The following is a 14,726-nucleotide window of genomic DNA, read 5'->3' on the forward strand; positions in this document are numbered from 1 at the left end:
CGTGATCCCCCGTCGGGCCATGGCGCCGACACGTTTGCGACGCTAATCAGCGCGCGGCCCGATGCAAAGAGGCCGAACAGACTTTCAGGAGACAAGCATGGCGCGAACCGCCCTCATCCTCCACGGCGGCGCCGGCGCCCGGCGCGAGCGCAACTACGACGCCGAGGTCGTGCATATGCGCCAGGTGGTCGAGGCGATGAAGGCGCGGCTGGACGCCGGGGCCTCGGCCCTGGACGTGGCCGTCGAGGCCGTGGTCATGCTGGAAGACTCCGGTCTCTATGTCGCCGGACGCGGGGCCTCGCCCAATCTGGCGGGGGCCTATGAGCTGGACGCCAGCCTGATGGACGGCGCGAGCGGCAAGGCCGGCGCCGTCGCCGCCCTGCAAGGCTTCCGCAACCCGGTCGTCGCCGCCCGCGCCGTCATGGACCGCACCCCCCACGTCATGCTGGCCGGCGAAGGCGCCGCCCTGTTCGCCCATGATCAGGGGCTGGAGCCGATCGGCGACGAAGAAGCCTGGTTCACCCGCGCCGGCAAGGGCGAGGACAACCATCCGCCCGGCGGCCTCAGCCACGGCACCGTCGGCTGCTGCGTGCTGGACAGCCAGGGTCGTCTGGCGGCCGCCACCTCGACGGCGGGCGTCTTCGGCAAGATGCCGGGCCGCGTCGGCGACACCCCCATTCCCGCCGCCGGCACCTGGGCCGACGACAGCGCCGCCGTCTCCTGCACTGGCCAGGGCGAATATTTCATCCGCGTCGCCGCCGCCGCCCGCACCGCCTTCGGCGTGGCCGCCGGTCAGTCGCTCAGCGACTCGGCTCAGGCGACCATCGACCGCATCGGCGATCTGGGCGGCGACGGCGGCCTGATCGCCCTGGACCGCGAGGGCAACATCGCCCAGCCCTACAACAGCCAGGGCATGAAGCGCGCCTGGCTGACCACGGACGGCGAGATCGGGGTTCAGGTCTTCGACCAGCCCACCTGAGCCCCTACCCGCCGCGCTTCATTACAGCACCGTAAGGTGCGCGGCGGGATTTGACGCTGATAGGGTCCGGTCAACCTGCCCCCGGCGCGGCTGGAGGGCGACCGGAACCTGACGCCCATGAAGACCCGCCTGATCCTGACCGCCTGCGCCTCGGCCCTGCTGCTGGGCCTGCCCGCCACTGCTTTCGCCGAAAGCGCGGCGCCCGCGACCGCAACCGCCGCCCAGGGCGGGGTGGCCGTGCCGCCGCTCGGCTTCACCAAGCGCGTGCTGGCCAACGGCATGGAGGTCTATACGGCCCGCGACGCCTCGACCTCGAACGTCACGGTCCAGGTCTGGTACCGCGTCGGGTCCAAGGATGATCCGGCCGGCCGTTCGGGCTTTGCTCACCTGTTTGAACACCTGCTGTTCAAGGCGACGAAGAACATGCCGTCGGAGACGTTCGACCGTCTGACCGAGGACGTCGGCGGCATGAACAACGCCTTCACCGCCGACGACGTCACCGCCTACTACGAGGTCGTTCCGGCCAACCACCTGCAGCGCATCCTTTTCGCCGAGGCCGACCGCATGGGCTCGCTGGTGGTCGATGAAGCGACCTTCGTCTCCGAGCGCGACGTGGTGAAGGAGGAATACCGCCAGCGCATTCTGGCCAGCCCCTATGGCCGCCTGTTCGGCCTGTTCACGCCCGAAACCATCTATCAGGACCACCCCTATCGCCGTCCCGGCATCGGCTCGATCGAGGAGCTGAACGCCTCGACCCTGGACGACGTGCTGCGCTTCCACGCCACCTACTACCGGCCCGACAACGCCATGCTGATCGTGGCGGGCAACTTCGATCAGGCCCAGTTGGACGCCTGGGTCGACGAATACTTCGCCCCGCTGAAGCGCCCGGCGACGCCCATGCCGGTCAATGATGTGAAAGAGCCCGAGCCGACCGGCCCACGCACCGCCACCTATTACGCGCCCAACGTGCCCCTGCCCGCCGTGGTCCTGGCCTGGAACACCGTGGCCTATCGCGACGCCGACCGCGCCGCCCTGACCGTGCTGGACGGGGTGCTGTCGACCGGCGAATCCAGCCGCCTCTATCGCTCGCTGGTCTATGACAAGCAGATCGCTGCCTCGATCGGCTCCAACCCCGACTTCGCCCAGCAGGCCGGCAACCTGACCGCCTACGCCATCATGGCCGACGGCCAGACAGTGGACGCCGGCAAGGCCGCGCTGGAGGCCGAGATCGCCCGCCTGCGCGACGCCCCGATCACCGCCGCCGAACTGAGCGAGGCCAAGAACGAGCTGGTCGCCAACGCCCTGCGCGGCCGCGAAAGCATCGACGACCGCGCCACGACGCTCGGCATGACCCTGATCATGACCGGCGACGCGACCGCCGCCGACCGCGAGATCGCCGAGATCCAGGCCGTCACCGCCGCCGACGTGCAGCGCGTGGCCCGCCGCTATCTGACGCCGCAGCGCCAGATCACCATCAACTACCTACCCGCCGACGAGGCCCATCCGGCCAGCGTGCAGAAGATGAACGTCGACGCCCCCGTCACCGTGGCCGAACTGGCCCCCGCCGGCCCGGTCGCCGTCCTGCTGCCGGAAGCCGAGCGCGCCCGCCTGCCCCAGCCGGGCGCGGAAGTCGCCCCCGCCACCCCCGCCGTCGCCGACTTCCGTCTGGCCAACGGCATGCGGGTTCTGGTCGCCCCGACCGAGGGCCTGCCTTTGGTCTCGGCCCGCCTCAACTTCAACGCCGGTTCGGCCAATGACCCCGCAGGCAAGCCGGGCGTCGCCTCCATGACCGCCAGCCTGCTGACCCAGGGCACGAAGACGAAATCGGCGCCCGAGATCGCCACCGCCATCGAACAGCTGGGCGCCAATATCGGCGCGGGCTCCGGCGCCGACTTCACCAACGTCTACGCCAATGCGCCCAAGGACGTGTTCGGCCGCTCCCTGAGCCTGATGGCCGATCTGGTGCGCAACCCGGCCTTCGCCGCCGAGGAGCTGGAGCGTCAGCAGTCGCAGACCCTGGACGGCCTGCGCGTGGCCCTCAGCCAGCCCGGCTCGATCGCCGGCCAGTCGGTCGGTCGCGTCATCTATGGCGACGCCCCTTACGGCGCACCTGGCGGCGGCACCCTGACCAGCGTCCCGGCCATCACCCGCGACGACGTAGCCGCCTTCCACGCCGCCCGCTATCGCCCGTCGCAGGCCACGATCGTCTTCTCGGGCGCCGTGACCCCGGCCGAGGCCCGCGAACTCGCCCAGGCCGCCTTCGGCGACTGGCGCGACCCGGCGACCGCCGCCCCCACCCCGGTCGCCAAGGCCGGTCAGACCCTGGCGCCGCGCATCGTCGTCATCGACCAGCCGGGCGCGGGTCAGGCCGCGGTCACCGCCGCCATCCGCGGCATCAAGCGCGCGGACGCCGACTACTTCCCGCTGACGCTCGGCAACACCCTACTGGGCGGCGGCTTCTCGTCGCGCCTCAATCAGGAAATCCGCATCAAGCGCGGCCTGTCCTACGGCGCCCGCTCCTCGGTCGGCGCCCAGCAGGACGTCGGCGTCTTCACCGCCTCGACCCAGACCAAGAACGAGACGGCGACCGAGGTGGCCGACCTGATCCTGGCCGAGGTCGGCAAGCTGGGGACGGCACCGGCGACCGAGACCGAACTGGCGCCGCGCCGCGCCGCGCTGATCGGCGGCTTCGGCCGTTCGCTGGAGACGGTGGACGGTCTGGGCGGTCTGGTCGCCAACCTGGCCCTCTATGACCTACCGATGAGCGACCTGGCCGACTACGCCGGCCGCGTCCGTTCGGTCACCCCGCAACAGGTCGAGGCCGCCTTCGCCGAACACCTGCCCACCGATCAGGCCAGCCTGGTCATCGTCGGCGATGCGTCCAAGTTCATCGACGGCCTGCGGGCCAAGCACCCCAACGTCGAGGTCATCCCCCTGACCGAGCTGAACCTGAACAGCGCGACGCTGAAGTAGACCGCTGCGGCTCCCTCGTCGTTCGCGGCGGGGGAGCTAGGCCGTCAGGCAGACCACCTGGGCCACGCGCAGATCCCGGCGCAAACGGTCGGCGACCTGGCCGTAGTTGTCGGTGTTGACCGCCTCGCCCAGGGCTTTTTCATCCGCCCGCTGCTCGCCGCGAATGGCGGGAACAAAGGTGTCGGGCGCCGTGGTGTAGATCAGGCCGCGACGCGGCGCCTCGGCGATGGTCACGCCCAGGACCCGGCCGCGGCCGTCCAGCACCGGCGCCCCCGACAGACCCGACAGCGTCCCCTTCAGACCCTTGGTGCGCCCGGCTTCGGCCCAGGCCAGGACCGGCTCGTCGCGCTCGCCACGCCCGCGAATTTTCAACGTCTCGCGGCCCAGAAGGCGCGAGGCGACCTCGCCCGGATGCCCCTGGGGGAAGCCGGGATGGAAGGCGCGCTGACCCTTGCGCAGCGGTGTCCGGGTCGCGACCGGCAGGGCCGGCGGCCCGCCCTCGGTCAGCAACAGGGCCACATCGGCGCGTGCGGCCAACCGCACATCGGCCGCGAGGGCTCGCCCGCCGCCGATGACCAGGGCCGGACGGGGGCAGCCCTCGACCACATGGCGCGCGGTGACCCAACGACCGTCCCCGGCGATGGAGAAGGCCGTTCCAGACGAGGGCTGAAAGGGAATGTCGGGGGCGAAGACGGTGACCGACGGATCGAAGGGCGTGACCGGCCCCAGCAGGGGGCCGTGCGCCTCATCGTCCTCAGGCACATGAGGCGCGTCGGCCTTTTCCCGACGTCCCAGGGATACGATCAGCAGGGCGCCGATCACCGCCGCATAGATGGTCCAGTCGGGAAGGCGGGGAAAGCCCATCACGGCGCCGCCCTCAGCCGGTCAGGGCGGCGGCCAGGATCAGCGCCGTGGCCAGCTTGGCGCCCGCCAGAACCACGGCGGCGGCGACCTCGCCCTTCTCGATGCGCTGCGGCAGGCCGGTCAGCAGCATGTCGACGACGCGGAAGGCCAGAAGTTGCAGCACCACCGTCGCCACGCCCCAGATGGCGATGTCGCGAATGGAGGTCGAGATCGACAGGGAGACGGCCAAGGGAATGGCCAGCCCGACCAGCACCCCGACAAAGGCCACGGCGGCGGCGGGATTGCCCTGACGGATCAGCGCCACCTCGCGCCATGGCGTCAACAGAGCATAGACGGTCGCCCCGATCGCCAGCAGGCCGAAGGTCACGACCAGATGCAGCACCAGAATCGGAAAACCGGTGGCGAAGGCCTGAACCTCCGGGCTGGACAGCACGCTGGGCAGAGACGACGAGTCCATGATGTGCGAGCCCGCAGCCTCCAGCGGAAAAACAGAACGAAAGCAAAACGAGCCTTGCCCGATCCCCCGCCCCTTCCGCAAGGGCGCCCGCGCCACACCCGAACAGGAAAACAGCGTTCGTCAAGAATCAGGATGCGTCGGTTCGTCGCCCCTTGGCGATCTCGGCGCTTTCGCGCTTCAGCGGGTTGGAGACGGGACAGACCTCCTGAACATAGCCGTTCAGGGTGTTGGCCAGATGATCCGGGGCCAGGCTGTAGTGGACGAACTGGCCCTTCTTCTCGCTGGTCACCAGACCGGCGACCTCCAGCACGGACAGGTGTTGCGACACCGCCGGCTTGGAAATCTCGAACTTGGCCGCGATCTCGCCGGCCGTCAGATCGGCATGGGCCAGATAGGCCAGGATCTTGCGCCGGATAGGGCTGGAGAGGGCTTCAAAGACGCGCTGCATGGTTCGGTATTTAAGTGATTTGCTAATGGCTTGCCAGACCGACAATTCAATGTTTAAGTTATTGCTTAAATAACTTGTCGAAGCGGTCCTATGCGCGAGCACGATCCCTGCGCGGTCAACAGCCTGATCGAAACGCCGCACAGCAGCCCGGTCAGCGGCCGTGTCGTCTGGGATCCCGTCCATTCGCTGTGGAACGGCGCCATGCTGGCCACGACGTTGAGCCTTGGCGCGGCGACCTTCAGCCTCGGTGCCCTGGCCGTCTTCGTCGTCACCACGGGCGCGACCCTGCTGCTGGGCCATTCGGTCGGGTTTCACCGGCGACTGATTCACGCCAGCTTCGACTGTCCGCTTTGGCTGGAGCGGGTGCTGGTCTGGTTCGGGACGCTGGTGGGCATGAGCGGCCCCTTCTGGGTGATCCGCACCCACGACCTGCGCGACTGGGCGCAACGCCAGACCGACTGCCACGACTATCTGGCGCATCGGCGGCCGATGGCGGTCGACGCCGTCTGGCAGATGCATTGCCGACTTGTGCTGGACCATCCGCCGCGCTTCGATCTGGGCCGGATCGGAAACGACCCCTTCTATCGGCTTCTGGAACGGACCTGGATGCTGCAGCAGGCGCCGGTCGCGGCGGCGCTGTGGCTGATGGGCGGCTGGAGCTTCGTCGTCTGGGGCGTCTGCGCCCGCGTCTCGATCAGCGTCGTCGGCCACTGGTTCGTCGGCCATCTGGCCCACCGGCGCGGCCCCCAGACCTGGCTGGTGCGCGAGGCGGGCGTTCAGGCGCACGACGTGCCCTGGGCCGCCATCCCGACCATGGGCGAGGCCTGGCACAACAACCACCACGCCTATCCCGGCTCAGCCAAGATCGGCCTCTATCCCGGCCAGAGCGATTGGGGCTTCCGCTTCATTCAACTGCTGGAACGGCTGGGCCTGGCCTGGAACGTGCGCACGCCGGAGACGATGACGGCGAGAGACGCCAGCCTGGAGAGGGCCGCCTCGTGAAACTCGCTGTCGTCGGCCGCTGGATCGTCGCCGTCTTTGCAAGCTCAGTCCTAGCCGCCCTGACGGTCGCAGCCCAATTCGGCGTCGTCGCGGTGGTTGGCGAGCTTCTCGGGGCGCAAGGATCGGCAGCGAGCGCATGCCTCATCGCGGGCGCCGGCTTCTACCTGTCGCTTCCCTGCTTCTTCCTGGGCGTTGCCATACTGGGCGCGCCCGCAGCCCGGAGGCTGACACGTCTGAAGCTTGATCACGCCCTCCCGATCGGACTGCTCGGTGGAGCTATATCGACGCTGGTCGGCGCGATTGTCCTCAGCAGCACCTTGGGTTCTACGGGTCTCGTTTTCGCGTTCACCCTGCCGCTAGCGGGAGCGACCCTCGGCCTCACCTACCGCGAACTGATGAAGCCGCCGAGTTAAGCGGCCTCTGCGCCCTCGCGCTCGGCCTTGATCCGCGCCGACGCCCGCTGCTTCTCGCTCTCCGACTTCAGCTGGCCGCAGGCGGCCAGGATGTCGCGGCCGCGCGGGGTGCGGATGGGCGAGGCGTAGCCGGCCTTGTTCAGGATGGCGGCGAAGCGTTCGATGGTCTTCCAGTCCGAGCACTCGTAGTCGGTGCCGGGCCAGGGGTTGAACGGGATCAGGTTGACCTTGGACGGGATGCCCTCGATCAGCTTGACCAGGGCGCGGGCCTCCTCGGGGCTGTCGTTGACGCCCTTCAGCATGACGTATTCGAACGTCACCCGGCGGGTGTTGGCCAGGCCTGGATAGGCGCGGATGGCGGCCATCAGCTGGTCCAGCGGATACTTCTTGTTCAGCGGCACCAGCTTGTCGCGCAGGGGGTCGTTGGTGGCGTGCAGGCTGATCGCCAGCATGGCCGCCGTGCGGTCGCCCAGGGCCTGAAGTTGCGGCACGACGCCCGAGGTCGAGACGGTGATCCGGCGACGCGACAGGGCGATGCCCTCGTTGTCCGAAATGATGTCGATGGCGTCGGCGACATTGTCCAGATTGTAGAGCGGCTCGCCCATGCCCATGAAGACAATGTTCGTCAGCTGGCGGTCTTCCTTGGGCGAGGGCCATTCCCCCAGGTCGTCGCGGGCCACCTGGACCTGGGCCACGATCTCGGCGGCGGTCAGGTTGCGGACCAGCTTTTGCGTGCCGGTGTGGCAGAAGGTGCAGTTCAGGGTGCAGCCGACCTGGGACGAGACGCACAGGGCGCCGGCCCGGCCCACGTCGGGAATATAAACGGCCTCGATCTCGATGCCCGGCGCGGTGCGGATCAGGTATTTGCGGGTGCCGTCCTTCGACACCTGACGCTCGACGATCTCGGGACGGGCCAGGGTGAAGGCCTCGGCCAGGGCCGCGCGAGTCTCCTTGCCGATGTCGCTCATCAGGGCGAAGTCGGTGACGCCGTAGTGGTGGATCCAGCGCCAGACCTGGGTGGCGCGCATCTTGGCCTTTTCGGGCGGGCAGATGTTCGCCTCGATCAGCGCATTGCGCAGGCCCTCGCGCGTCAGACCGCTGAGGTTGACGGGGGCTTTTGCCGGGGCGGAAGCGCGCGAAAGGTCGAGCGTGATGCTCAAGGCTGGATATCCTGCGGGAAAGGGAGGCGGGAGCATCTATCATAAATGGGGCGACTTGTCGCCTTCAGCCGACCGGAGCCGAAATTGTGCGCGCTCGGAAATAGTCTGTCGCGCCGCCCGGGTGTTGATCCTGACCGCCCTGGCCGCTAAAGCCCGCCGCGTTGGGGAGTAGCTTCCGGCGCCTATCAGCCGGGATCGCGTCAACATACTTGCCTCCGCAGGGGGCATGGCGCGATCAGCGGATCACATCCGCCTAGCGAGACCAGCACGATCCGGGGGCCGAGCCGGCCTGCGCCCGGACGTGCTGTCACGCGCCCGGCTGAGCCGATGTTTTCATGACCCCTATCGCCATTACAATCCTGTCGCTCAGCATGTCCGCTGACGCCTTCGCCGCCGCTATCGGGCGCGGAGCCCAGCATCGCCCCACCGTGGCGCAAGCCCTGCGCTCGGGACTGATCTTCGGGGTGATCGAGGCCATCACGCCCCTGATCGGTTTCGCCCTGGGCGTCGCCGCCGCCGGCTTCGTCGCCGCCATCGACCATTGGATCGCTTTCGGCCTGTTGGGCGCAGTCGGCGGCAAGATGATCTGGGAGGCGCTGAAGCCCGAGGACGAGGCCGAGGAGGAGGCCGAAGCGAGAAAGGCCGTTTCGCGCGGTCTGATCGCCCTGGTCGCCACCGCCGTCGGCACCTCGATCGACGCGGGCGCGGTCGGCGTCGGCCTGGCCCTGCTGGGCGAGAACATCTGGCTGATCGCCGCCTGCATCGGCCTGACCACCTTCACCCTGGCCACGCTCGGCCTGCTGATCGGCAAGGCCGCGGGGACGCGTCTGGGCAAGATCGTCGAGCTGGTCGGCGGCGTCGCCCTGATCGCGCTCGGCCTCAAGATCCTGCTGGAGCACCTGGGCGTGCTGGCGCTCTAACGCGCCTTGCATCCTTCGCGCGACTGGCGGAACACTCGCCTTCGGCCAACCGTTAAGCCTTCAGTCGCAAGGAGCCCATCATGCGCGCCGCAGTCATCCTCGCCGCCGTCATCGCCCCCTTGGCCCTCGGCGCCTGCGCCACGGGCAGAACCCTGCCGACCTATCAGCAGGAGTACGACAAGCTCGACGCCGAATGCACGGCGCGCGGCGGCATCCTCACGCCTTCAGGCGCCCAGACCGGTCGTCCGCAAACCGACAACATCTGCCAGATCAACGGCCCCGCCACGCGGATTCCGGGACGCTGAGTTCAAACTGAACGGAAGATCCGTGGTGGTTGGAGGCGGGATCGAACCGCCGACCTGTGGGTTATGAATCCACCGCTCTAACCATCTGAGCTACCCAACCCCTTACGGGAACTCGCGCAAGGCCGTGACCGACCGGGAGGCGCGAGAGGCGTGCGTATATCGCCGCCTTCGGTCCGGTTCAAGCCGGTTAAGCAGGGAAATCGCGCGGGACGATCCGTCGCGGGCGGTTTCGGCTCGCGCAGGGAACGGCAAGGCTTCATTCTGGATTGCGACAACAGCTGTTCAGGAGAGCCCCATGCGTCCCATCGCCCTCGCCGCTTCCGCCTCGCTTCTCGTCCTCGCCGCCGCCTGCGGCGCCAATGGCCAGGATGCGCCCGCCGCCACGGCAGGCGCCCCCGTCGAGACCCGCCCCGCCAACAATCCCGATCAGAAGCCGGCCTTCGAGGGTCAGACCCGCGCGCCGGGCGTCCAGACCGCCGGAACCCTGCGCCACGAGACCATCGCCTCGGGCCTGGTCCATCCCTGGGGCCTGGCCCTGCTGCCGGACGGCCAATGGCTGGTGACGGAAAAGCCCGGCCGGATGCGGGTGGTCAGCGCCCAGGGCCAGGTCGGCGCCCCGATCGCCGGCCTGCCCGCGGTCTCGGCGCGCGGTCAGGGCGGCCTGCTGGACGTCATCCTCGGCCCGAGCTTCACCCAGGACCGGACGATCTACTGGAGCTACGCCGAGCCCCGAGAAGGCGGCAACGCCACCTCGGTCGCGCGCGGTCGCCTGTCGGACGACCTGACCAAGGTCGAGAACGTCCAGGTCATCTTCCGCGCCCTGCCCGTCTATGACGGCGACAAGCATTTCGGCTCGTCCCTGGCCTTTGCGCCCGACGGCAAGCTGTTCATCACCCTCGGCGAACGCTCCGACAAGCCGATGCGGCCCCAGGCCCAGGACCTGGGCTCGCACATGGGCAAGACCATCCGCATCAACGCCGACGGCAGCGTCCCGTCCGACAACCCCTTCGTCGGTCAGGCGGGCGCGCGGCCGGAAATCTGGTCCCTGGGCCACCGCAACATGCAGGGGATCGCCGTCCAGCCGGGCACGGGCGCCATCTGGACCGTCGAACACGGCACGCGCGGCGGCGACGAGATCAATCTGGATCAGGCCGGCAAGAACTACGGCTGGCCCGGCGTCGCCTACGGCATCGAGTATAACGGCCAGGCCATTCCCGAGGCCGTGACGGCGCGCGAAGGCACGGAGCAGCCGGTCTATTACTGGGACCCGGTCATCGCGCCCGGCGGCATGACCTTCTACAGCGGCGCCATGTTCCCCGGCTGGCAAGGCAACCTGCTGGTCACCGGCCTGGGCGGCAAGCAACTGGCGCGACTGGTGCTGCAGAACAACCGCGTCGTCGGCGAGGAACGCCTGCTGACCGGCCTGAACGAACGCATCCGCGACGTGGCCGTGGCCGCCGACGGCGCCGTCTGGGTCATCACCGACGAAGAAGACGGCAAGCTGGTGCGGCTGGCCAAGCCATAAAGAAACCGCGGCGGGCGGAGGCGCTTCCTCCGTCCGCCGTCGCCCTCACGCGCCTTGTTACTTGACGTTGACGTAAACGTCGGGTTTCTACGCACCAAGTTTCAATTCCAGACCCGTCCCGACACGACGCACGTCCCTCAAGCAGCGAGGCGCCGCGCGCCGAGCGGTAGGGACCCAAAGAAAGAGACATTCATGGCCGACGCCTACATCTACGACGCCGTGCGCACCCCGCGCGGCAAGGGCAAGAAGGACGGGTCCCTGCACGAGATCACCGCCCTGTCGCTGGCGACCCAGGTGCTGGAGGCGATCCGCGACCGCAACGGCCTGGACACCTCCAAGGTGGACGACGTCATCCTGGGCTGCGTCTCGCCGGTGGGCGAGCAGGGCGCCGACATCGCCCGCACCGCCGTGCTGAACGCCGGCTGGGCCCAGACCACGGCGGGCGTCCAGATCAACCGCTTCTGCGCCTCGGGCCTGGAAGCCGTGAACATGGCGGCCGCGAAAGTGAAGTCCGGCGAGGCCGACTTCGCCGTCGGCGGCGGCGTCGAGGCCATGAGCCGCGTGCCGATGGGCTCGGACGGCGGCGCCTGGCCGGTGGACCCGTCCAGCGCCTTTTCGACCTATTTCGTGCCGCAGGGCGTCTCGGCCGACATGATCGCCACCAAGTGGGGCTTCAGCCGCGCCGACGTGGACGCCTACTCGGTCGAGAGCCACAAGCGTTCGGCCCAGAGCTGGGCCGAGGGCCGCTTCAGCAAGTCGGTCGTGCCGGTTCTCGACCAGCTGGGTCTGGTGCGCCTCGACCGCGACGAAACCATTCGTCCGACCACGGACATGCAGACGCTCGGCGCGCTGAACCCGTCCTTCGCCATGATGGGCGAGATGGCCTTCGACAGCGTGATCAACCAGCGCTACCCCGAGGTCGAGCGCGTCAACCACGTCCACACCCCCGGCAACTCCTCGGGCATCGTCGACGGTTCGGCGGGCGTCCTGATCGGCTCGCTGGAAGCCGGCAAGGCCCTGGGCCTGAAACCGCGCGCCAGGATCCGCGGCGCCGCCTCGATCGGTTCGGAGCCGTCGATCATGCTGACCGGCCCGGAGTTCGTGACCAACAAGCTGCTGGGCAAGCTGGGCATGAAGTCCACCGACATCGACCTCTATGAGCTGAACGAAGCCTTCGCCGCCGTCGTCCTGCGCTACATGCAGGCGCTGGACATCCCGCACGACAAGATCAATGTCTGCGGCGGCGCCATCGCCATGGGCCACCCGCTCGGCGCCACCGGCGCCATGATCACCGGCGTGGTGCTGGACGAGCTGGAACGCTCGGACAAGGAAACCGCCCTCATCACCCTGTGCATCGGCGGCGGCATGGGCACCGCCACCGTCATCGAACGCGTCTGATCGGGAGCGACTGACCATGGAAAACTTCAAGATCGACGTCGACGCCGACGGCGTCGCCCTGATCACCTTCGACGTCCCCGGACGCTCGATGAACACCCTGACCTCGTCCGTCATGGCCGAGATTCCGCAGCTGGTGGAACGCATCAAGACCGACGACGCCATCAAGGGCGCGGTCATCACCTCGGGCAAGGCTTCGGGCTTCTGCGCCGGCGCGGACCTGGGCGACATCGCCGGCGGCATGATCGGCGGCGCCAGCCTGCAGGACGCCTATGACGCGGGTTGGAAAATGAACGGCGCCCTGCGCGCGCTGGAAACCTGCGGCAAGCCGGTGGCTGCGGCCATCAACGGCCTGGCCCTCGGCGGCGGTCTGGAGCTGACGCTGGCCTGCCACTATCGCGTGGTCGAGAACGACAACAGGATCCAGCTGGGCCTGCCCGAGATCAAGGTCGGCCTCTTCCCCGGCGGCGGCGGCACCCAGCGCCTGACCCGCCTGGTCGGCGTGCAGGCCGCCATGATGGCCATGACCGAGGGCAAGTCCTTCCGTCCCAACGACGCCAAGGGCGCGGGCATCGTCCACGAGATCGCGGAAAAGGGTCAGTCAGTCGAGGCCGCCAAGACCTGGATCAGGAATGGCGGCAAGGCCGTGCAGCCGTGGGACGACAAGTCCTTCAAGCTGCCCGGCGGCGGCCCCTACCACCCGGCGGGCATCCAGAACTTCCTGGTCGGCAATGCGATGATCCGCAAGCAGACCTACGGCAACTATCCCGCCGCGACCAACCTGATGAAGGCCGTCTATGAGGGCGTCCAGGTCCCGATGGACGCGGCCCTGCGCATCGAGACCCGCTACTTCATCAAGACCCTGATGACGCCGCAGGCCCAGGCCATGATCCGCAGCCTCTTCCTGTCCAAGCAGGAACTGGACAAGGGCGCCGTGCGTCCGGCGGGCGTGCCGAAGTCGGACGCGAAAAAGGTCACGGTGCTGGGCGCCGGAATGATGGGCGCGGGCGTGGCCTATGTGCAGGTCATGGCCGGCATCGAGACCGTCCTGATCGACCAGACCCAGGAAGCCGCCGACAAGGGCAAGGCCCACGTCGAGGAGCTGCTGAAGAAGCGTCTGTCGCGCGGCCAGATGACCCAGGAGAAGTTCGACGCCACCCTGGCCCTGGTCACCGCCACCACCGACTATGACCTGATCAAGGGTTCGGACCTGGTCATCGAGGCCGTGTTCGAAAACCGCGAGATCAAGGCCGACGTGACCAAGCGCGCCGAGGCGCAACTGGTTGAAGGCGCCGTCTTCGGCTCCAACACCTCGACCCTGCCGATCACCGGACTGGCCGAGGCCTCGGTGCGCCCCGAGGACTTCATCGGCATCCACTTCTTCTCGCCCGTCGACAAGATGATGCTGGTCGAGATCATCCTCGGCGAGAAGACCGGCCCGGCCGCCATCGCCAAGGCCATCGACTACGTCCTGAAGATCAAGAAGACGCCGATCGTCGTCAACGACAGCCGCGGCTTCTACACCTCGCGCTGCTTCTCCACCTTCCTGATGGAAGGCATGGCCATGCTCGAGGAAGGCTATGCGCCGGCCCTGATCGACAACGTCGGCCGCATGACCGGCATGCCGCGCGGCCCGCTGGAGATGCACGACGACGTCGCCCTGGACCTGTCCTACAAGATCGCCAAGCAGACGGCGATCGATCTGGGCGACGCCTATGTCCCGTCCGAGGGCGCCGACATTGTCGCCAAGATGGTCGAGGGCGGTCGTTACGGTCGCAAGAACGGCAAGGGCTTCTATGATTACGACACCAAGCCCAAGACCCTGTGGGCGGGCCTGTCGGAACTGGCCCCGGTCAAGTTCGACGACTCGACCCCGGAACTGGTCGAGGAGTTGAAGACGCGCCTGCTCTATCGTCAGGCCGTCGAGGTCGCCCGCTGCTGGGCCGAGGGCGTCATCGACGACCCGCGCGAAGCCGACCTGGGCGCCATCCTGGGCTGGGGCTTCGCCCCCTGGTCAGGCGGCCCGATCACCCTGATCGACCAGACCGGCTTGAAAGCCTTCGTCGAGACCGCCGACCGCCTGACCGCGACCTACGGCGACCGCTTCAAGGTCCCGGAACTGCTGCGCGAGATGGCCGCCAAGGGCGAGACCTTCTACGGCCGCTTCGCCCCGGAGAAGAAGGCGGCCTGATCTTCAAGGCTGGCTGAAACGGAAAGGGCGGCTCGCAAGAGCCGCCCTTTTTGTTTGCCGCTACCGCGCGCGACGCAGTCGCTTGCTGCTTAAG

General features: G+C 68.3%; 13 protein-coding genes, 1 tRNA gene and 1 riboswitch. Of the genes, 9 read left to right on the forward strand and 5 right to left on the reverse strand.

Going from position 1 to position 14,726, the window contains the following annotated elements:
* The first annotated feature begins 97 nt into the window (after nt 1–97).
* Together RTY13_RS03795 and RTY13_RS03800 are read left to right on the forward strand one after the other, a co-directional pair.
* The gene (locus RTY13_RS03795; RefSeq protein WP_312781233.1) at nt 98–979 is read left to right on the forward strand and encodes an isoaspartyl peptidase/L-asparaginase; all 882 of its coding nucleotides are present in this window, start codon (nt 98–100) and stop codon (nt 977–979) included.
* A 117-nt stretch (nt 980–1,096) separates the two neighbouring features.
* On the forward strand, nt 1,097–3,952 hold the full coding sequence (locus RTY13_RS03800) for a pitrilysin family protein (protein ID WP_312781234.1): 2,856 nt from the start codon (nt 1,097–1,099) through the stop codon (nt 3,950–3,952).
* A 36-nt stretch (nt 3,953–3,988) separates the two neighbouring features.
* Here RTY13_RS03800 and RTY13_RS03805 read toward each other — a convergent pair whose 3' ends face one another.
* The 3 genes from RTY13_RS03805 to RTY13_RS03815 all read right to left on the reverse strand — a co-directional run bounded on the left by RTY13_RS03805 (nt 3,989) and on the right by RTY13_RS03815 (nt 5,721).
* Nucleotides 3,989–4,816 carry a serine protease gene (locus tag RTY13_RS03805; RefSeq protein ID WP_312781784.1) on the reverse strand — a complete coding sequence of 276 codons (828 nt, stop codon included), beginning with the start codon at nt 4,814–4,816 and terminating at the stop codon, nt 3,989–3,991.
* 13 nt (nt 4,817–4,829) lie between these two features.
* Complete coding sequence (locus RTY13_RS03810) at nt 4,830–5,273, reverse strand: DUF350 domain-containing protein (RefSeq protein WP_312781235.1); 444 nt, start codon at nt 5,271–5,273, stop codon at nt 4,830–4,832.
* A gap of 127 nt (nt 5,274–5,400) precedes the next feature.
* Nucleotides 5,401–5,721 carry a metalloregulator ArsR/SmtB family transcription factor gene (locus RTY13_RS03815; protein ID WP_312781236.1) on the reverse strand — a complete coding sequence of 107 codons (321 nt, stop codon included), beginning with the start codon at nt 5,719–5,721 and terminating at the stop codon, nt 5,401–5,403.
* A 90-nt stretch (nt 5,722–5,811) separates the two neighbouring features.
* Here RTY13_RS03815 and RTY13_RS03820 point away from each other — a divergent pair, with 90 nt between their 5' ends.
* Nucleotides 5,812–6,723 carry an acyl-CoA desaturase gene (locus RTY13_RS03820; RefSeq protein WP_312781238.1) on the forward strand — a complete coding sequence of 304 codons (912 nt, stop codon included), beginning with the start codon at nt 5,812–5,814 and terminating at the stop codon, nt 6,721–6,723.
* Nucleotides 6,720–7,136, forward strand: coding sequence for a hypothetical protein (locus RTY13_RS03825; protein WP_312781241.1), 417 nt, complete (start codon nt 6,720–6,722; stop codon nt 7,134–7,136). Before RTY13_RS03820 ends, RTY13_RS03825 begins: the two co-directional genes overlap by 4 nt.
* On the opposite strand, the gene rlmN is transcribed toward RTY13_RS03825, so the two are convergent.
* Nucleotides 7,133–8,296 carry a 23S rRNA (adenine(2503)-C(2))-methyltransferase RlmN gene (gene rlmN / locus RTY13_RS03830; protein WP_312781242.1) on the reverse strand — a complete coding sequence of 388 codons (1,164 nt, stop codon included), beginning with the start codon at nt 8,294–8,296 and terminating at the stop codon, nt 7,133–7,135. The genes RTY13_RS03825 and rlmN overlap by 4 nt on opposite strands.
* Before the next feature lie 161 nt (nt 8,297–8,457).
* A riboswitch (yybP-ykoY riboswitch) is annotated at nt 8,458–8,602 on the forward strand.
* Nucleotides 8,603–8,631: 29 nt separating this feature from the next.
* Here rlmN and RTY13_RS03835 point away from each other — a divergent pair.
* A complete protein-coding gene (locus tag RTY13_RS03835; protein WP_312781243.1) occupies nt 8,632–9,216 on the forward strand; it encodes a manganese efflux pump MntP family protein in 585 nt (194 codons plus the stop codon).
* Between the two features lie 80 nt (nt 9,217–9,296).
* Nucleotides 9,297–9,521, forward strand: coding sequence for a hypothetical protein (locus RTY13_RS03840; RefSeq protein WP_312781244.1), 225 nt, complete (start codon nt 9,297–9,299; stop codon nt 9,519–9,521).
* Nucleotides 9,522–9,544: 23 nt separating this feature from the next.
* Here RTY13_RS03840 and RTY13_RS03845 read toward each other — a convergent pair.
* Nucleotides 9,545–9,621 (reverse strand) — tRNA-Met (locus RTY13_RS03845).
* A gap of 195 nt (nt 9,622–9,816) precedes the next feature.
* On the opposite strand from RTY13_RS03845, the gene RTY13_RS03850 reads away from it, so the two are divergent.
* From RTY13_RS03850 to RTY13_RS03860, 3 genes are all read left to right on the forward strand, one after another.
* The gene (locus tag RTY13_RS03850; protein WP_312781246.1) at nt 9,817–11,046 is read left to right on the forward strand and encodes a PQQ-dependent sugar dehydrogenase; all 1,230 of its coding nucleotides are present in this window, start codon (nt 9,817–9,819) and stop codon (nt 11,044–11,046) included.
* A 192-nt stretch (nt 11,047–11,238) separates the two neighbouring features.
* Entirely contained in the window at nt 11,239–12,444 is a 1,206-nt protein-coding gene (locus RTY13_RS03855; protein WP_312781248.1) for an acetyl-CoA C-acetyltransferase, read from the forward strand.
* 16 nt (nt 12,445–12,460) lie between these two features.
* Nucleotides 12,461–14,632: a 3-hydroxyacyl-CoA dehydrogenase NAD-binding domain-containing protein gene (locus tag RTY13_RS03860; RefSeq protein ID WP_312781250.1), complete on the forward strand. Its 2,172-nt coding sequence runs from the start codon at nt 12,461–12,463 to the stop codon at nt 14,630–14,632.
* Nucleotides 14,633–14,726: the final 94 nt, after the last annotated feature.

The organism is Brevundimonas sp. (assembly GCF_032055285.1).
Taxonomy (GTDB): domain Bacteria; phylum Pseudomonadota; class Alphaproteobacteria; order Caulobacterales; family Caulobacteraceae; genus Brevundimonas.